Source organism: Haloarcula sp. MBLA0138, assembly GCF_055632455.1.
Window position 1 is genome coordinate 1,740,269 of the sequence record NZ_CM145746.1, and the last position, 16,634, is coordinate 1,756,902.

General features: G+C 70.4%; 13 protein-coding genes. 7 read left to right on the forward strand and 6 right to left on the reverse strand.

The genetic code is table 11. The annotated features are described in order from the left end of the window. Window positions 1–22 precede the first annotated feature (22 nt). From trpA to trpC, 3 genes are read right to left on the reverse strand one after another with little or no spacing between them, the layout of a single operon-like run. Window positions 23–853: a tryptophan synthase subunit alpha gene (trpA, locus tag ACV7JO_RS09315; protein WP_470353135.1), complete on the reverse strand. Its 831-nt coding sequence runs from the start codon at window positions 851–853 to the stop codon at window positions 23–25. Next, window positions 853–2,133, reverse strand: a complete 1,281-nt coding sequence (gene trpB, locus ACV7JO_RS09320; protein ID WP_470353136.1) for a tryptophan synthase subunit beta — start codon at window positions 2,131–2,133, stop codon at window positions 853–855. The genes trpA and trpB overlap by 1 nt, the downstream gene beginning before the upstream one ends. Beyond that, window positions 2,130–2,948 (reverse strand): indole-3-glycerol phosphate synthase, encoded by an 819-nt coding sequence (trpC, locus tag ACV7JO_RS09325; protein ID WP_470353137.1) that lies wholly within the window; start codon window positions 2,946–2,948, stop codon window positions 2,130–2,132. Before trpC ends, trpB begins: the two co-directional genes overlap by 4 nt. Before the next feature lie 88 nt (window positions 2,949–3,036). Between trpC and ACV7JO_RS09330 the strand changes: the two genes are divergently transcribed. Continuing rightward, complete coding sequence (locus ACV7JO_RS09330; protein ID WP_470353138.1) at window positions 3,037–3,504, forward strand: MGMT family protein; 468 nt, start codon at window positions 3,037–3,039, stop codon at window positions 3,502–3,504. Here the strand turns inward: ACV7JO_RS09330 and ACV7JO_RS09335 are convergent. Beyond that, window positions 3,501–4,313 carry a CPBP family intramembrane glutamic endopeptidase gene (locus ACV7JO_RS09335; protein ID WP_470353139.1) on the reverse strand — a complete coding sequence of 271 codons (813 nt, stop codon included), beginning with the start codon at window positions 4,311–4,313 and terminating at the stop codon, window positions 3,501–3,503. The two genes, ACV7JO_RS09330 and ACV7JO_RS09335, sit on opposite strands and share 4 nt — an antisense overlap. Window positions 4,314–4,316: 3 nt before the next feature. Next, window positions 4,317–6,434, reverse strand: coding sequence for an ATP-dependent protease LonB (gene lonB / locus ACV7JO_RS09340; RefSeq protein WP_470353140.1), 2,118 nt, complete (start codon window positions 6,432–6,434; stop codon window positions 4,317–4,319). A gap of 169 nt (window positions 6,435–6,603) precedes the next feature. On the opposite strand from lonB, the gene ACV7JO_RS09345 reads away from it, so the two are divergent. From ACV7JO_RS09345 to ACV7JO_RS09355, 3 genes are all read left to right on the forward strand, one after another. Further along, window positions 6,604–7,164: a nicotinamide-nucleotide adenylyltransferase gene (locus ACV7JO_RS09345; protein ID WP_470353141.1), complete on the forward strand. Its 561-nt coding sequence runs from the start codon at window positions 6,604–6,606 to the stop codon at window positions 7,162–7,164. Next, on the forward strand, window positions 7,161–7,934 hold the full coding sequence (locus tag ACV7JO_RS09350; RefSeq protein WP_470353142.1) for an SAM hydrolase/SAM-dependent halogenase family protein: 774 nt from the start codon (window positions 7,161–7,163) through the stop codon (window positions 7,932–7,934). The genes ACV7JO_RS09345 and ACV7JO_RS09350 overlap by 4 nt, the downstream gene beginning before the upstream one ends. A gap of 73 nt (window positions 7,935–8,007) precedes the next feature. Continuing rightward, window positions 8,008–10,446 carry a DUF5059 domain-containing protein gene (locus ACV7JO_RS09355; protein ID WP_470353143.1) on the forward strand — a complete coding sequence of 813 codons (2,439 nt, stop codon included), beginning with the start codon at window positions 8,008–8,010 and terminating at the stop codon, window positions 10,444–10,446. A 384-nt stretch (window positions 10,447–10,830) separates the two neighbouring features. On the opposite strand, the gene ACV7JO_RS09360 is transcribed toward ACV7JO_RS09355, so the two are convergent. Then, entirely contained in the window at window positions 10,831–12,150 is a 1,320-nt protein-coding gene (locus ACV7JO_RS09360; protein WP_470353144.1) for an APC family permease, read from the reverse strand. Window positions 12,151–12,244: 94 nt separating this feature from the next. Between ACV7JO_RS09360 and ACV7JO_RS09365 the strand changes: the two genes are divergently transcribed. The 3 genes from ACV7JO_RS09365 to rad50 all read left to right on the forward strand — a co-directional run bounded on the left by ACV7JO_RS09365 (window position 12,245) and on the right by rad50 (window position 16,631). After that, window positions 12,245–12,562 (forward strand): DUF7966 family protein, encoded by a 318-nt coding sequence (locus ACV7JO_RS09365; RefSeq protein ID WP_470353145.1) that lies wholly within the window; start codon window positions 12,245–12,247, stop codon window positions 12,560–12,562. Window positions 12,563–12,664: 102 nt separating this feature from the next. After that, a complete protein-coding gene (gene mre11 / locus ACV7JO_RS09370; RefSeq protein ID WP_470353146.1) occupies window positions 12,665–13,933 on the forward strand; it encodes a DNA double-strand break repair protein Mre11 in 1,269 nt (422 codons plus the stop codon). A gap of 13 nt (window positions 13,934–13,946) precedes the next feature. Further along, on the forward strand, window positions 13,947–16,631 hold the full coding sequence (gene rad50 / locus ACV7JO_RS09375; RefSeq protein WP_470353147.1) for a DNA double-strand break repair ATPase Rad50: 2,685 nt from the start codon (window positions 13,947–13,949) through the stop codon (window positions 16,629–16,631). Window positions 16,632–16,634: the final 3 nt, after the last annotated feature.

Consider the following 16,634-nt stretch of genomic DNA (forward strand, 5'->3'; position numbering starts at 1 on the left):
TGGGACAGTGTGGCAAGTACGATTATGTGCGTTCCGGTTGCGGCCGTTCCTGTCCCCCCCGTACGGCCCCATCCTTGAGTTCGCGGGCCTTCGATTCGAGGCGGTCGGCGACCGCCGCGGCCGGGTCGCCGTTCTCGTGGCCCGCGGCGATGATGTCGACCAGCGCGGACCCGACGATGACGCCGTCGGCCCCCGCCGCGACGATGCGCTCGGCGTGGTCGCCGGTCTTGATACCGAAGCCGACGGCCTTGGGCACCGCCCAGTCGTCGATGCGGGCCAGTGACGCCCCGGTGGCGTCGTCGACGTCCTCGCGCGCGCCAGTGACGCCCAACCGGGCCTGCACGTAGACGTAGCCGGAGGTCTGCTCGCGCATCCGGTCGAGACGGTCCGGCGTCGTCGTGGGCGCGACGATGAACACCAGATCGAGGCCGAACTCGTCGCAGGCCGCCCGGAGCGGGCCGGCCTCCTCGGCGGGCAGGTCGGGGACGACGAACCCCTCGATGCCCACGTCGGCGGCCCGCTCGACGAACGGGCGGGGCCCCTCCGCGTCGCCGTACTGGTAGATGAGGTTGTAGTAGGTCATGCAGACCAGCGGCACGTCCACGTCCACGTCGGCGACGAACTCGAAGTAGCGCTCGACGGTCATCCCCGATTCGAGCGCGCGGACGATGGCGTTCTGGATTGTCTTGCCCTCCGCGATGGGTTCGGAGAAGGGCAGGCCGAGTTCGATGGCGTCCGCGCCGCCGCGGGCCAGCGCCTCGACGTAGGCGACCGACGACTCGTAGTCCGGGTCGCCCGCCGCCAGATAGGGGACGAACGCCGGTTCGTCGGCGAAGGCGCGTTCGAGCCCCATCAGAATCCTCCTCCCACGCGCTCGAAGACGGACATGTCCGGCGCGATGTCGAGGTCCCGCTTGCCCGTCTCCTCGATGACGGTTTCGAGGTCCTTGTCGCCTCGGCCCGAGACGTTGACGACGACGGTGTCGCCGAGGGCGTCGTCCCCGTCGGCCTCGGGGCCGGCCACGCGTTCGAGGTAGCCGAAGGCGTGGGCCGTCTCCAGCGCCGGGATGACGCCCTCGTCCTGCGAGAGCCGGTGGAAGGCCTCCAGCGCCGCGTCGTCGCCGACGTTGACCGGCCGCACGCGGCCCTCGTCGACGAGGTGAGCCAGTTCCGGACCGACGCCGGCGTAGTCCAGCCCCGCGGAGACAGAGTGCGACTCCATTATCTGGCCGTCGGAGTCCTGCAGGAGCTTCGTGCGCGCGCCGTGGAGGACACCCTCGTCGCCGGTCGACAGCGACGCGGAGTTGGGCGCGACGCCCTCGTCCTCGTCGACCCGGAGCGAGGAGCCGCCGGCCTCGACGGCGACCAACGCCACGTCGGTGTCGCCGACGAACTCGGCGAACGCACCCATCGTGTTCGACCCGCCGCCGGCACAGGCCAGCACGGCGTCGGGGAGGCCACCGGTCTCCTCGATGCACTGCTCGCGTGCCTCCTCGCTGATGACCGCCTGGAAGTCCCGGACCATCTTCGGGAACGGGTGCGGGCCGACGATGCTCCCGATGACGTAGTGGGTGTCCTCGACGGTGGTCGCCCAGTCCCGCATCGTCTCGGAGATGGCCTCCTTCAGCGTCCCGCGCCCGACGGTGACGGGGTTGACCTCGGCCCCGTTGATGCGCATCCGGAAGACGTTGGGCCGCTGGCGCGCGATGTCGGTCTCGCCCATGTATATCTCACAGGGCATGTCGAGGTGGGCGGCGGCCATCGCCGTCGCGGTGCCGTGCTGTCCGGCCCCGGTCTCGGCGATGATGCGCTCCTTGCCCATGTACTTCGCCAGCAGCACCTGCCCGAGCGCGTTGTTGAGCTTGTGCGCGCCGCCGTGGAGCAGGTCCTCGCGTTTGAGGTAGACGTCCCGGTCGTACCGTTCCGAGAGCTGGTCGGCGTACTGCAGCGGCGTCGGCCGCCCGCCGAAGTCCGCCAGCCGCTCGCGGAACTCGTCCACGAAGCCGTCCTCGTTGTTCAGTACGTACCGCTCGTAGGCGTCGGTCAGCTCCTCGATGGCCGGCATCAGTGCCTCGGGAACGTACTGTCCGCCGTACTCGCCGAACTTGGGGTCGTGTGCGTCGTCAGTGCTCATGACTGTGTCTCCGTCTCCGCGTCCGCGCCGTCCGCCTCAGCACGGGTCAGCCGCCGCGTGTTGGCGGCCACGTCGGTGTCCGCACCGTGGTCCATGATGGCCGAGCCCACCAGCAGGGCGTCGGCCCCGGCCGCCCGCATCCGTCGCGCGTCGTCCGGCGTGTGTATGCCGCTTTCGGCAATGAGGGTGACGCTCTCGGGAACCGACTCGGCGACCCGCTCGAACGTCGAGAGGTCCACCTCCAGCTTCCCGAGGTCGCGGTTGTTGACGCCGACGACGTCCGCGCCGGCCGCTATCGCCCGTTCGACCTCCCGCTCGGTGTGGGTCTCGACGAGCACCTGCAGGCCTCGCTCGCGCGCGGCGGCCACGAGGTCCGCGAGGTCGTCCGTGTCCGCCTCCTCCAAGAAGCGGACGATGAGCAGGACCACGTCGGCCTCGACGGCGTCCAACTGCGCCTCGTGCAGGACGAAGTCCTTCCGGAGGACCGGCACGTCGACGGCCGCGCGGACCCGTTCGAGCGTCTCCGGCGAGCCGCCGAAGTGGTCCGGCTCGGTCAGCACCGAGAGGGCAGCCGCGCCGCCCGCGACCATCCGCTCGGCCAGCGCGACCGGGTCGTCGGTCCGCTCGCCGTCGGTCGTCGGGCTCGTGGGCTTTATCTCCGCCAGCAGCGGCACGCGGCCGTCTGCCTCGGCGGCCGCGAACGCGTCGGCCAGCGAGCGCGCGTCGACCGAGACGCGGTCGCCGCCCCCGCCTCGCTCGCGCGCCGCGTCAAGAATCGACCGGACTTCCGGTGCAATCTCCTCACTGTCGCTCATTACTGACCACTAACGTACAGAAGTGTACATAAGGCTTGCCTTCGGACGGAGGCCGAATCTTCAAGGCCGCGCTGCCCGACCGAGACGTATGGACGCGCCCACGGCGGATGCGGGCATCTACGCGCGCGAGTCGACGTATCTCGACCGGTACGTCCAACTCGGCGCGGCCGGGGAGAAAGTCATCTCCGTCTCCTTCCCCGAGACGCCCGAGGACGCGAGCGACGACCACCCGCTGTTGGACCGCATCGACGACTACCTGACCGGAACCGAGGACGACTTCGCCGACGTGGACGTAGGCCTGACCGTCCCGACGGTCCAGCGCCGGGTACTGGAGGCCGTTCGGGAAGTTCCCTACGGCGAGGACGCGACCGTCGCGCAGGTGGCCCGGATGACCCCGGAGTTGGACCCCGACGAGTCCGAGGACGTGACGCGGGTCCGCGAGGCGCTGGCGGCCAACCCGGTGCCGCTGTTGGTCCCCGACCACCGGGTCCGTGACGGCCCCAGCGCCGCGCCCCCGCCCGTCGAACAGAAACTCCGCGCCGTCGAGGGCCTCTAGAGCGAGAGCCGGTCGACGCCCAGCCCCTCGTGGACGACCAGTTCCAAGGCGTTGACGAGGTAGTGGGCGACGACCACCGCGAGCAGGCTGTTCGTCGCCACGAACAGCCCCGCCAGCCCGAGCCCGAGCGCACCCGTCACGGCGACGCCGACCCGCCCCTGCGCGCCGTGGCCCAGCGCGAACGCGACGGAGGCGACGACAGCCATCGCCCACGCGGGCGCGCCGAGTCCGGCGACGGGGACGCCGACGGCGGCCGCCCGGAAGAGCAGTTCCTCGACGACGGCGATGACCGGCAGGATACCGCCCAGCAACAGCGCCCACCCGCCGGCCGACGAGGGGGCTAGTAGCTCCCGCAGGGACTCGTCGAAGGCCATCCCGAAGCCGTCGGCCAGCGCCGCCGCGGCCTCGTTGCCGAGCCAGAAGCCGACGCCGGCGGCCACCCCGACAGCGGCGGCGGGGAGGCCGGTCGACAGCGGGTCCGGGGCGACGCCCAGCGCGCCGGCCGGGATGGCGAAGTAGGCCGCCCCGCCCAGCAGGAGGACGCCGAACAGCCCCTGCGTGAGCGCGACGTTCGCCAGCAGCGCGCCGGTGGACACGTCGCCGGGTTCGAGCCGACGCTCCAGTCGTCGGCGCTGGGTGGCCGCCGCCCGCGTCTCGAACCGCGGGACGACCGGGTCCGCGGCGTCGACGGCCGCACCGTTCGGGACTGCACGGTCGCTACGCACCGCTCCCTGTGAGAGTCGTGCGAGCGCGAGTAACGCGGTCAGAAGAAAGCCCGTCAGGCCGACGAAGGCGGCCCACTGGGGCATCCGTTACTGCGGGCTGGGACTGCCGCTGCCCTGCCGACCGACCTCGTGTTCGAGCGCCTTGCCCGTGATGGACTTGAGGCGGTCGACCAGCGAGTCCTTCTCGGGCTCACCGGCCAGCGCGACTTCGAGGACCTCGGAGATGTGCGAGACGGGGATTATCTCGATCATGTCCTCGTACTCCTCCTCTATCATCACGTCCTGCGTGTTGGCCTCGGGAATGATGACCGTGTCGAGGCCGGCCTTGGCCGCGGCCTCTATCTTGTGCGTGACGCCCCCGACCGGCAACACGTCGCCCCGAACCGACAGCGAGCCGGTCATGGCGATGTTCTGCTCGACCGGGACGTTCTCCAGTGCGCTGATGACGGCGGTGGCGACGGTGATGGAGGCGGAGTCGCCGTCGACGCCGCCCTCGCCGGCCTGCACGAACTGGATGTGGACGTCCTTCTCGGAGATGTCCTCGTCGCTGAACTTCTTGATGATGGCCGAGACGTTCTGGACGGCCTCCTCGGCCATCTCCTGTAGCTGGCCGGTGGCGATGACCTGTCCGGGGCCCTGCGAGGGCGTGACCTCGGCCATCACCGGGAGGACGATGCCGCTGTCCTCGCCCATGACGGCGAGCCCGTTGACGCGGCCGACCACGTCGCCGTCGTTGACCGTGAGTTCGTAGTCCTTGCGGCGCTCGATGTAGTTGTCCGCGAGCTGTTGCTCGATGGAGCGCGAGCGCCGTTTGGCCTGCAGCACGTCCTCGCGGCCGGTGTAGTCCCTGTCCTCGGCGCGGGCGATGTCGCCGGCGACGCGGACCAGTCCGCCGAGGTCGCGGAACTTCAGCGTGAGGTGGCCCTTCCGACCCGCGCGGCGGCGGGCTTCGAGGATGAGTTCCTCGACGGCGTCCTCGGTGAAGTGCGGGAGCCGCCCGTCGTTTTCGACCTCTTGGGCGATGAAGCGGGCGTACTTCCGACGCATCTCGGCGTCGTCCTCGATGGTGTCGTCCATGTACACCTCGTAGCCGTACCCCTTGATACGGCTCCGGAGCGCCGGGTGCATGTTCTCCATGGCGTCGAGGTTCCCGGCGGCAATCATGATGAAGTCACAGGGGACCGGCTCGGTCTGGACCATCGCGCCCGAGGAGCGCTCGGACTGGCCCGTGATGCCGAACTCGCCCTCCTGAATCGCGGTCATGAGCTTCTGCTGGCTCCGGATGTCGAGCGTGTTTATCTCGTCGACGAACAGCACGCCCTTGTTGGCCTTGTGGATGGCTCCGGGCTCGACGCGGTCGTGGCTGGGCGTCTCCATCCCGCCGGACTGGAACGGGTCGTGGCGGACGTCGCCAAGCAGCGCACCGGCGTGGGCACCGGTCGCGTCCTCGAAGGGCGCGGTCTTCTGGCTGGCGTTGTTGACCAGCAGGTTCGGAATCATCGCGTCGCTGCCACGCGAGCCGTAGCGGAAGGCCAGATAGATGACGCCGGCCGCGAGGATGCCCAGCAGAATCTGCTGGACGATTATCAGCGAGTAGCCGATGACGATGGCGATGATTATCCACATCAGGAAGGTCCGCATCTGGTTGCGCTTGCGGGCCTCCTCCTTGTGGGCGTCGACTATCTGCTCGCCTTTCCCGCTGGGGACGGTCCGAACCTTGGGCTCGTTCCCGTCGTCGGGGTTGTGGTAGACGAGCACGTCCTGTAGCTCCTCGCGGGGGAGCAGTTGGCTCATCGCCTTGGCGAGCATCGACTTGCCCGTCCCGGGCGAGCCGATCATCATCACGTGGCGGCGCTGTTTGGCCGCTTTCTTGATTACGTCGCGGGCGTGGTCCTGCCCGATGACTTGGTCGACGAGGCGGTCCGGGACCTCGATGTCGGCGGTCGAGGAGATGTCGAGACCGCCCAGAATGTCCTCTTCGGCGTCTTCGAGGGCCGATTCGCCCTCGACCTCGACATCGCTTCCGAGTGTCGTACCCGACGTTGCTCCGTCGCCGGCCGGGGTCTCCTCGGCCGGCTCGTCGGCGTCGCCGGCCCCGCGGTCGGCCGGCTGTTCCTCGGTCACGTCCCCGTGACCGTCGTCCGACCGCGCGTCCTCGGCGGGGTCGGCGTCGGGAGCCGCGTCAGTGTCGGTGTTGTCGCTCATGCAAACGTTGCTAACACCCGACTTCAGGGACTGTCGACTGATATACTTTCTCCCCGCGTCCGCCTTTGCCGAACCCCGGAAACCGCCGGACTGCGCTGTGATGAGCGGGGTGCGTCGACCCCGGCGGCGGTGGCGTCGGGTTTATCAGAGCCCCATCCGGAGTACGGGTATGCGCGGGTTCTACATCGGCCGGTTTCAGCCGTACCACAACGGCCACCACTCGATGGTCGAGCGCATCGCCGACGAGGTCGACGAACTGGTGTTGGGTATCGGGAGCGCCGACGACTCCCACACGACCCACGACCCCTTCACCGCCGGCGAGCGCATCATGATGATGACCAAGACCGTCGCCGAGTTCGACCTGACGACCTACGTCGTCCCGCTGGAGGACATCAACCGCAACGCCGTCTGGGTGAGCCACGTCGAGAGCATGTGCCCTGACTTCGAGGTGGCGTACTCGAACAACCCGCTCGTCGTCCGCCTGTTCGAGGAGGCCGGCATCGAGGTCCGGCAGTCCCCGATGTTCGACCGGGACCGGCTGGAGGGCAGCGAGATACGCGAGCGGATGATACGCGGGGACAAGTGGCGCGACCGGGTGCCCGACGCCGTCGTCTCGGTCATCGAAGAGATTCACGGCGTCCAGCGGCTGAAACACGTCTCCGAGAGCGACGCGATGGACCGCTACGCCGCCGAGGACGAGACGCTCGCCGACTCCGACGGCGACGTATGATAACGCTGAGTTCCGACTTCGGGTCGCCGTACCCGGCGGCGATGAAGGGGGTGCTCTGTGCGCGGACCGATGCCCGCATCGAGGACGTGGCCCACGACTTCCCGCGACAGGACGTGCGGGCCGCGGCGTTCTGGCTGACCCAGACGCTCCCGTACTTCCCGCCAGCGGTCCACTGCGTCGTCGTCGACCCCGGCGTGGGAACGGACCGCGACGCGCTCGTCGTCCGCGCGGGCGAGCACGCGCTCGTGGGCCCCGACAACGGCGTCCTCCGCCCGGTCGCGCGAGAACTCGCGGACGGCGACGGCGTCGAGGCGTTCGTCTGGGAGTACGAGGACCCGGCGAGTACGACGTTTCACGGCCGGGACGTGTTCGCGCCCGCGGCCGCCGCGGTCCACGACGCCGGGGTCGACGCCGTCGAGACGCTGTCTGCGACCCGTCCGGCCGATGGCGTCGTCGACCTCCGGTTCCCCGAGGCGACCGTCGGCGACGGGGCGGCCGAGGGCGAGGTGCTGGTCGTCGACGACTTCGGCAACGCCGTCACGAACGTCCCGGGTCGTGTCCTCGACGGGGCGTTCGGCAACTCGGTCACCGTCGAGAACGGCAGCCGGACCGCGGACGCGCCGGTCCGGCGGGCGTACGCGGCCGTCGGCGCGGGCGAGCGGCTGGTCACCGTCGGGAGCCACGGCAACGTCGAACTGGCGGTCAACCGCGGCCGCGGCGACGAGGCGTTCGCCGTCGCGGCGGGCGAGGCGGTCCGACTGACGCTGTAGCCGAACCGGCTGTTTTTAGGACTGCCAAAACTTCGACGGACTTAAGACGTTTAGGCCGACCTAACCTAGCTGTATGGAACGACGCGACCTGTTGAAGACAGTCGGCGTGGCCGCGAGCGGGATGCTTGCCGGCTGTCCCGGCGACTCGTCGACGGGGAGTACCGACGCCGCAACCGACACCGAGGCCGACGCGGACGGCGGCGACGGTGAAAGCGAGAGCGCAGTCGGTCCGATGACCGCGGTGGCGACCGAGTGGAACGTCTACCGGGCGCGGCTGTACGACGCTGTCGCGCTGGGACGAGCGGGGTCGCCCGGCCTCGGCGCGTCGGTGGCGCAGTCGGTGTTCGCTCGCTTCGAGGGCGCGAGCGGCGAGTACGGCGCACACGAGCGCCTCGAATCGACCGACGCCGAGGCCTACGAGGGCTTCGAGGGGGCGCTCGGTTCGGTTCGGTCGGCACTGCAGAGCGGCGACGTGGCGTCGGCTGCCGACGCCGCCGCCGAGGCGGCCGGCCACCTCCGGACCGCGCAGTTGGCGGCGACCGGTGAGTCGACCACGCAGGCGCTCGACATGCTGTGGTTCGGCACCAGAGCGGCCAACGCCGGCGTCGCGGCCCGCTCGGGGTCGGTCGACGCGGCGGGTGCGGTCGCCGAGGCCGCGACCGCCGACTTCGAGGAGGCCCCCGTACACGGTGCCATCGAGGAGGCCGACGCCGAGGTCTACGAGGCCTTCGAGGGGGCGCTCTCGGGTGTCGCCGACGCCGCGTCGAACGGCGACGGCAGCGGGGTCGTCGAACAGGCCGACGCCGCCCTCGCCGCGGCCGTCGACGGGGCGTACGCGCTCGCGCCGAGCGACGCCGTCGCCGGGGCCGCACACGTCGCCGCGCTGCAGGCCCGCGGCTGGGACGCCGCCGCGCTGGCCGGCACCGGCGGCGTCGGCGCGGACTACGCCCACGCGGCCACGCTGAACACCTACCGGAGCCGGGCCTACGACGCCGGCTGGCTCGCCCGCCGCGGCGGGACCGACACCGCGGCGGCGATGGTCGAGGACGCCTTCGCACACTTCGAGGGCGCGGCCGCTCACGACCCCTTCGAGGAGGCCGACGCCGAGGCCTACGAGGGCTTCGAGGGCGGGCTCTCGGACCTCTCGACGGCCATCGAGAACGGGAACAGTTCGGGCGTCGAGAGCGCCGTCTCGGCGGTCGACTCGAACCTCGTGACCGGCATCGAGGCGCTGGCCGGCGAGGCCGCACCGGTGCTGCAGTCGGGCTTTTTCAAGACCCGCTTCGCCGACGCCCGCGAACTGTACCGGCAGGACAAGAACGGACAGGCGGCGACCGTCGTGCAGGACCTGTTCGCCCGCTTCGAGTCGAACGAACTCGGCTTCCACGAGACGCTGGAGGAGAGCAGCGAGGAACTGTATCACACCTTCGAGGAGGAGCACCTCGCCAACCTCCAGACCGCGTACGAGGACGGCGACGACGACGCGGTGTCGACGCACCACGAGGGCGTGCTGGACGCGCTCCTGCGGTTCGAGAGCGAGTACAGCCCCGCCGTCGCGGCCGGGTCGGGCGCGGCGTACATGTCCGGGCTCGCCTTCGACGCCGGCGCGGTCGACGCGCTGGGCGACGACGACCGGGCCGCGGCCCTCGGACAGCGGGCGCTGGCCTTCTTCGAATCCGGCGCCGCGGGCTACCACGAGGCGCTGGAGGAGACCGACGAGGACCTCTACCACCGGTTCGAGGACGAGGGGCTGTCGAGTGTCATCAGCGCCGCCAACAACGGCGAGGACGTGTACGCGGCCGCGAAGACCTTCTACGGCGTGGCGCTGGAGACGGTCTCGGCGCTCGTCGGCGCGAGCAGAGGGAGCGACACCGGCGCGGCCGACGTGGCGAGCGGCGTCTTCGAGACGTTCGAGCAGGCGACCGTCCACGACGCGCTCGAATCGGCCGACATCGAGGCCTACGAGGCCTTCGAGAGCGCGCTGAGCGCGTACGTCGAGGGACTGAACGCCGGTTCGGCCGACGCGGCGGCGACCTTCGCCGGTGCCGCCCGGACCGCACAGTTCGCCGTCGTCGGCGCGAGCGACGCCGCGCCCGGCACCGAGGCCGACGCGGGCGGCGACTCCGGGACCGAAACCTCGCTGTCGGGCGGGCCGAACGTCGTCGAGGGCGTTCCCGAGGACGCCGACCACGTCGTCGACATGACGGCCGTCGCCTTCGAACCGGCGGACCTCACCGTCGGCGTCGGCGACACCGTCGCGTTCACCCACGCCGGCGGCGAACCCCACAGCGTCACCGCCTACGGCGCGGAGCTACCCGACGGGGCGACCTACTGGGCCTCGGGCGGGTTTGACTCCGAGGACGCCGCCCGCTCGGGGTGGGAGGACGGCGAGGGAGCCGTCCAATCGGGTCAGAGCTACGTCCACACGTTCGAGACGGCCGGCGAACACGGCTACTGCTGTATCCCCCACGAGGCCGCGGGGATGGTCGGGACCGTCGTCGTCGAGGAGTGATTTAGGCGTCCCGAAAAACCGACAGGTTTTTGTATTTTAGGCCCTCCTAAACTATTGTATGCCGGAGCACAGTCCCCGCTTGCGGTCGGCTGAGCCGAGACGGTACGGGAGCGGTTACGCTCCGGCGCTATCCGAGCTGCGAGGGGGTGGGGTAGTCGGGTGAGGGCACCGGAGTCGTTCGACCATCCTATCGCGGCGACGCGACCGTGGGCATGGCTGCCAGCCCGCCGTCGGGCGGTTCCCAGTGTCCGTCCGACGGTCGGGCTCCGTCGCCGCACAACACGGGTTCCGACTCGTGTCTGTCCCATTTTTGCCCGCTAACGCGGGCTACTCTTTCCGGTTCGGACCGCTCCCAGCGCCGGCCGTCGCGGCCGAGTTCGACAGTCAGAGCCGCTTCGCCGCCGTCCGCAAGCCGTCGGCCATCGTCTCGCGCTCGAAGTAGAGCAACTCGACTGCGGCGACGGCGACGCTGATGACGACGACAGTCGAGAACACCGTCGGCTGGCTCCGCGCCAGATGCCACAGCAGAATCGGGCCGAACGCGACCGAGCCGAGGACGCCCAGCGCCGGCGGGACCGCCGAGACAGCCTCGCGGTCGCGCTGGGTGAACGCCAGCCAACTCATCGCACCGAAGATAACGATGAACGCGAGCGAGCCGAAGGAGGTGATACCCTCCAGACTGCCGACCGCCGAGAACAGCGCCGCGCCCGCGCCCAGCGCGACGACGGTCCGTTCGGGCGCGCCGTCGCTGTCGGCGTCGCCCAGTCGGTCCGGGACCAGTCCGTCGGCGAGCAGCCGCTTGGCGAAGTGCGCCGCCGAGAACAGCGTCCCGTTGATGGCGCTGCCCGTCGAGAACAGCGCCGCGACGGCGACGAAGGTGAAGCCGATGCCACCGAGGAACGGCTCGACGGCCTGCGCGACGGCTATCTCCGGGTTGGCCTGAATCGTACTCCGGTCGGCGAGGTTGACGACGAGAATGGCGACCAGACTGTCGATGACGATTGCGCCGACGATGGAGATGTAGATGGCCCGCGGGACGTTCGTCGCCGCGTCCCGGACGCTCTCGTAGTCGTAGACCAGCAGCTGCCAGCCCTGAAAGGAGACGAACGAGACCGCCGTCGCGGTCACCAACCCGACCCCCGTCGCCTCCGCGAGGCCGAGCGAGACCGCGTAGTCGGGCGACTGCCAGCCGAAGTACAGCCCCCACGCGCTGATGCCCCCGAGGATGGCGACTTTCAGCGCCACCAACACCTCCTCCGACGCCCCCGTCGCCCGCGCGCCGACGACGTTCAGGACGACGAACAGAGCGACGGCTGCCACCGAGGCGAGGGGCCTGACCGGGACCGCCGGCCCGACGGCGGGGGCTAGCCGGACGGCGAACTCGCCGAAGGCGAACGCGTACATGGCGATGGCCCCGACGTAGCCAAACAGCAGCGTCCACCCGGCCATCCCGGCCAGCGTGTTGTTCCCGACGAACTGCTCTATCTGCGTCACCGAACCCCCGTTCTCCTCGCCCACCTCGTTCAGCGCGATGTAGGAGTACGCCGCGCACATCGACACCAGACTGGCGGCGACGAAGGCCAGCCACGCCGCCGGACCGGCCACCCCGACGACGACGCCCAACACCGAGAAGACGCCGCCGCCTATCATCCCCCCGAGCCCGATGGCGACCGCGCCCGCGAGTCCGAGTTTTCCGTCGCTCATCTCGTGGGTCGGTTCGACGCGGAGACGGGTATGCGCTGGGGACGCGACGGTTCGGTGCCGAGGTTTATCACGGATGCCGGGAGGACCCCCGACCATGGTGGAGACGGACCGCGCGGCGGCGGCACTCGCGGCGCTGGCGGACGAAACTGCGGCCGACGGAGAGCCCGCGGACCGAGAGCGCCACGGGGACGAGCGGCCGGCAGCGGGCGACTATCAGGCTGTCATCCGACGGGCGGCCGCGGCGACCGACGACATCGAGACCGCCGCGGCCTTCCTCGACGAGACTGGACTGGCCCGGCTCGAAACGGCCGTCGAGCGCGCCGAGCGGGAGGTGAGCGGCCGCGCCGCCGAGGGACGGGCGGCCGTCGAGGCCTTCGAGTCGTTCCGGGCCGCCGCGGCGGGCGAGGAGTGAGCCGATGCGGTCGGCCCGTCGGCGTGCCGGGCACGGACCGACACCGCCGCCCGCCCCCGCTCACGACACCTCTTTAGGCCGGGCTGGCATACGACCGGACAGATGACACGGGTGATACACACCGGCGACACGCACATCGGGTACCAGCAGTACCACGTGCCCGAGCGCCGGGAGGACTTCCTCGACGCGTTCCGGCAGGTGGTCGCCGACGCCATCGAGGACGACGTGGCGGCGGTCGTCCACGCGGGCGACCTCTTCCACGACCGCCGCCCCACGCTGGTCGACATCATGGGGACGCTGGACGTGCTGGAGGACCTCGACGACGCCGGCATCCCCTTCCTCGCGGTAGTGGGCAACCACGAGGCGAAACGGGACGCGCAGTGGCTCGACCTCTACGAGTCGCTCGGGCTGGCGACCCGACTGGATAGCAAGCCGACGCGGGTCGGGGACACGGCCTTCTACGGGCTCGATTTCGTCCCCCGCTCGAAGCGCGACGACCTCGACTACGAGTTCGCGCCCCACGACGCCGAGTACGCCGCGCTGGTCACGCACGGCCTGTTCCAGCCGTTCGACCACGGCGACTGGGACGCGGCGGAACTCCTCGACGCGTCGCCGGTGGCGTTCGACGCGATGTTGCTCGGGGACAACCACGACCCCGGGAAACGCGAGGTCGAGGACGCGTGGGCCACCTACTGTGGCTCGACCGAGCGAGCGAGCGCCAGCGAGCGCGAAGACCGCGGATACAACATCGTCGCCTTCGAGGACGACGTGCGCATCACGCGGCGTGGCCTCGACACCCGCGAGTTCGTCTTCGTCGAGGTCGACCTCGGCTCCGAGGAGGGGCTGGAGCGGGTCCGCAGCCGCGTCGGGGAACACGACCTCGACGGCGCGGTCGTCGTCGTCGACATCGCCGGCGAGGGCGACCCCGTCGCACCCGCGGCCGTCGAGGAGTACGCCCGCGACCGCGGCGCGCTGGTAGCGCGGGTCACCGACCACCGCGAACTGGCCGCCGAAGACGACACCGGCGACGTGAGCTTCGCGGACCCGGACGACGCCGTCGAGGAGCGCGTCCGCGAACTCGGGCTGAGCGAGGCGGCCCGCGACATCGACGAGACGGTGCGGGCGTCGAAAGTCGCCGACGCGAACCTCGCCGACACGGTCCAACGGCGGGTGTCGGACCTCCTCGAAGAGCGCCCCGACGCGCTGGCCAGCGGCCCGGACGGTGAGGGGGCGGCCGAGGCCGACGACGCGAACGCCGGGGTCGACGAGCAGTCGGCGGCCGCCGACGAGGACGCGGCGCTGGCACAGGGGGACGGCGACCAGCCGGCCGAGAGCGAGAGCGGGCAAGCGGACATGGGGGAGTTCCTGTGAGGGGGCGTTGCTGATGCGGTTCGAGCGCGTCCGACTGGAGCAGTTCAAGTGTTACGGCGACGCCGACCTGCACCTCGACGCCGGCGTCACGGTCATTCACGGGCTGAACGGCAGCGGGAAGTCCTCGCTGCTGGAGGCGTGTTTCTTCGCCCTCTACGGCTCGAAGGCCCTCGACGAGAACCTCGGCGAGGTCGTCACCATCGGTGCCGAGGAGTGCGTCGTCGAACTGTGGTTCTCACACGGCGGCGGCGACTACCACGTCACCCGGCGGGTCCGCGACACGGGCGAACGAGCCACGACGGCCGAGTGCGTCCTCGAAACGCCCGACGGGACCTTCGAGGGCGCGCGCGCCGTCCGCCAACGCGTGACGGAACTGCTGCGGATGGACAGCGAGGCGTTCGTCAACTGCGCGTACGTCCGGCAGGGCGAGGTCAACAAGCTCATCAACGCCTCGCCGAGCGACCGACAGGACATGCTCGACGACCTCCTGCAACTCGGGAAACTGGAGACCTACCGCGAGCGCGCCAGCGACGCCCGCGTCGGCGTCGGCCGCGTCCGCGACGACACGGACGGCGCGCTCTCGCAACTCGACGAGCAGATTCGGGCCAAAGAGGAGAAGGACCTCCACGAGCGGCTGAACGGGCTGGAGACGAAGCTGGCCGAGACCGAGGCCGAAATCGAGCGCATCGAGGACCAGCGGGAGAGCGCCGAGTCGACCCGCGAGCAGGCCGCGTCGGTACTCGACGAGTACGAGGAGAAACGGGCGGAACTGGCCGACCTGCGGACCGACATCGAGGAACTGGAGGCGGCCATCTCGGAGACGGCGACCGAGCGCGAGCGACTGGCCGACGCCGTCGCCGAGCAGCGCGAGGAGCGCGAGGAACTGGCGGCGGCCCTCGACGAGACGCTGGCCGAGACCGACCTCGACGCCGCCGGGGCCGACGAGGTGGACCGCGAGGCCGTCGCGGCCCGCATCGCAGAGCTAGAGAGCGAGGTCGAGGACCGACGGTCACGCATCGAGGAGCTACGGGTCGACGTGACCGAACATACCGGCCGGGCCGAGAACCTCGCGTCGACGGCCGACGACCTCGAGGAGCGCGCCGAGGGGAAACGCGAGGAGGCGAACGACCTCGAAGCGGACCTCGAAGACGCGCGCGAGACCATCGAGAGCCGGCGCGAGAAACTGAGCCGGCTGGACGAGGACATCGCGGAACTCGAAGCGCGGTTCGAGGACGCGCCGGTCGACCGCGACGGCGTCGGGACGTTCCGCGAGGAGGCGACCGACGACCTCGAAACCGCGCGCCAGCGGGTCGCCAAACTGGAGACGGAGTTGGAGAGCGCCCGCGAGTCGCTGGCCGAGGCCGAGCGCCTGCAGGAGCAGGGGAAGTGTCCGGAGTGTGGACAGGACGTGGACGGCTCCCCGCACGTCGAGTCTATCGCCGACGACCGCGAGCGCGTCGCGGGGCTGGAAGACGACCTCGAAACGGCCCGCGAGCGCGTCGCGGAACTGACGGCGAAGGCGGAGCGGGCCGCCGACCTCGCCGACGCCGCCGACGAACTGACGACGCTGGAGGCGAACCGCGAAAGCGTCGCCCAACTCGTCGCGGAGACGGAGGCGGGACTGGACGACGACGCCGAGCGGGTCGACCGGCTCCGGGCGGAGGCGGCCGACCTCGAAGACGAGGCCGCCGAGAAGCGCGAGGCCGCCGAGACGGAACGGGAGGCCGCCGAGGAGGCCCGGTCGGTCGTCGGCGAGTGCAACCGGGAGCGCGAGCGCGCCGCGGCAGCCATCGAACGCCTCGAACGGGTCGAGTCGCTGCTCGACGACATCGGGGAGTGCGAGGCCGAAATCGAGCGTCTGCGCGAGCAGCGCGAGGGGCGCGCCGAGACGAACGACCAGCGCCGCGAGCGCCTGCGCGAGAAGCGCGAACGGCGGACGGAACTGGCAGCGACGTTCGACGAGGACCGCATCGAGGAGGCCCGCGAGGAGAAACAGCGGGCCGAGCAGTACGTCGAGAAAGCCGACGGGAAGCTCGACGACCTGCGCGAGCGCCGGGACGAACTCCAGAGCGCCATCGGCGGCGTCGAGAACGAGATCGCCGAACTGGAGGAACTGCGCGAGCGCCGGGACGAACTCGAAGCGAGGCTCGAACGGCTCGACTCGCTGTACGAGGAGACCGAACAGCTACAGGAGATGTACGGCACTCTGCGGGCGGAGCTACGCCAGCGCAACGTCGAGACGTTAGAGCGGATGCTCAACGAGACCTTCGAGTTGGTCTACCAGAACGACTCTTACGCCCGCATCGAACTCGACGGCGAGTACCGGCTAACGGTGTACCAGAAGGACGGCGAACCGCTGGACCCCGAACAGCTCTCGGGGGGCGAGCGGGCGCTGTTCAACCTCAGCCTCCGGTGTGCCATCTACCGCCTGCTCGCGGAGGGCATCGAGGGGGCTGCACCCATGCCGCCGCTCATCCTCGACGAGCCGACGGTGTTTCTCGACTCGGGCCACGTCACCCGGCTACTGGACCTCGTCGAGTACATGCGCGACGAGGTCGGCGTCGAGCAGATACTGGTCGTGAGCCACGACGACGAACTCGTCGGGGCGGCCGACGACCTCGTCCGCGTCGAGAAGGACAGCACTTCGAACCGCTCGACCGTCGAGCGCGTCGAGACCACGGTCGCGGAACTGGTCTGACGG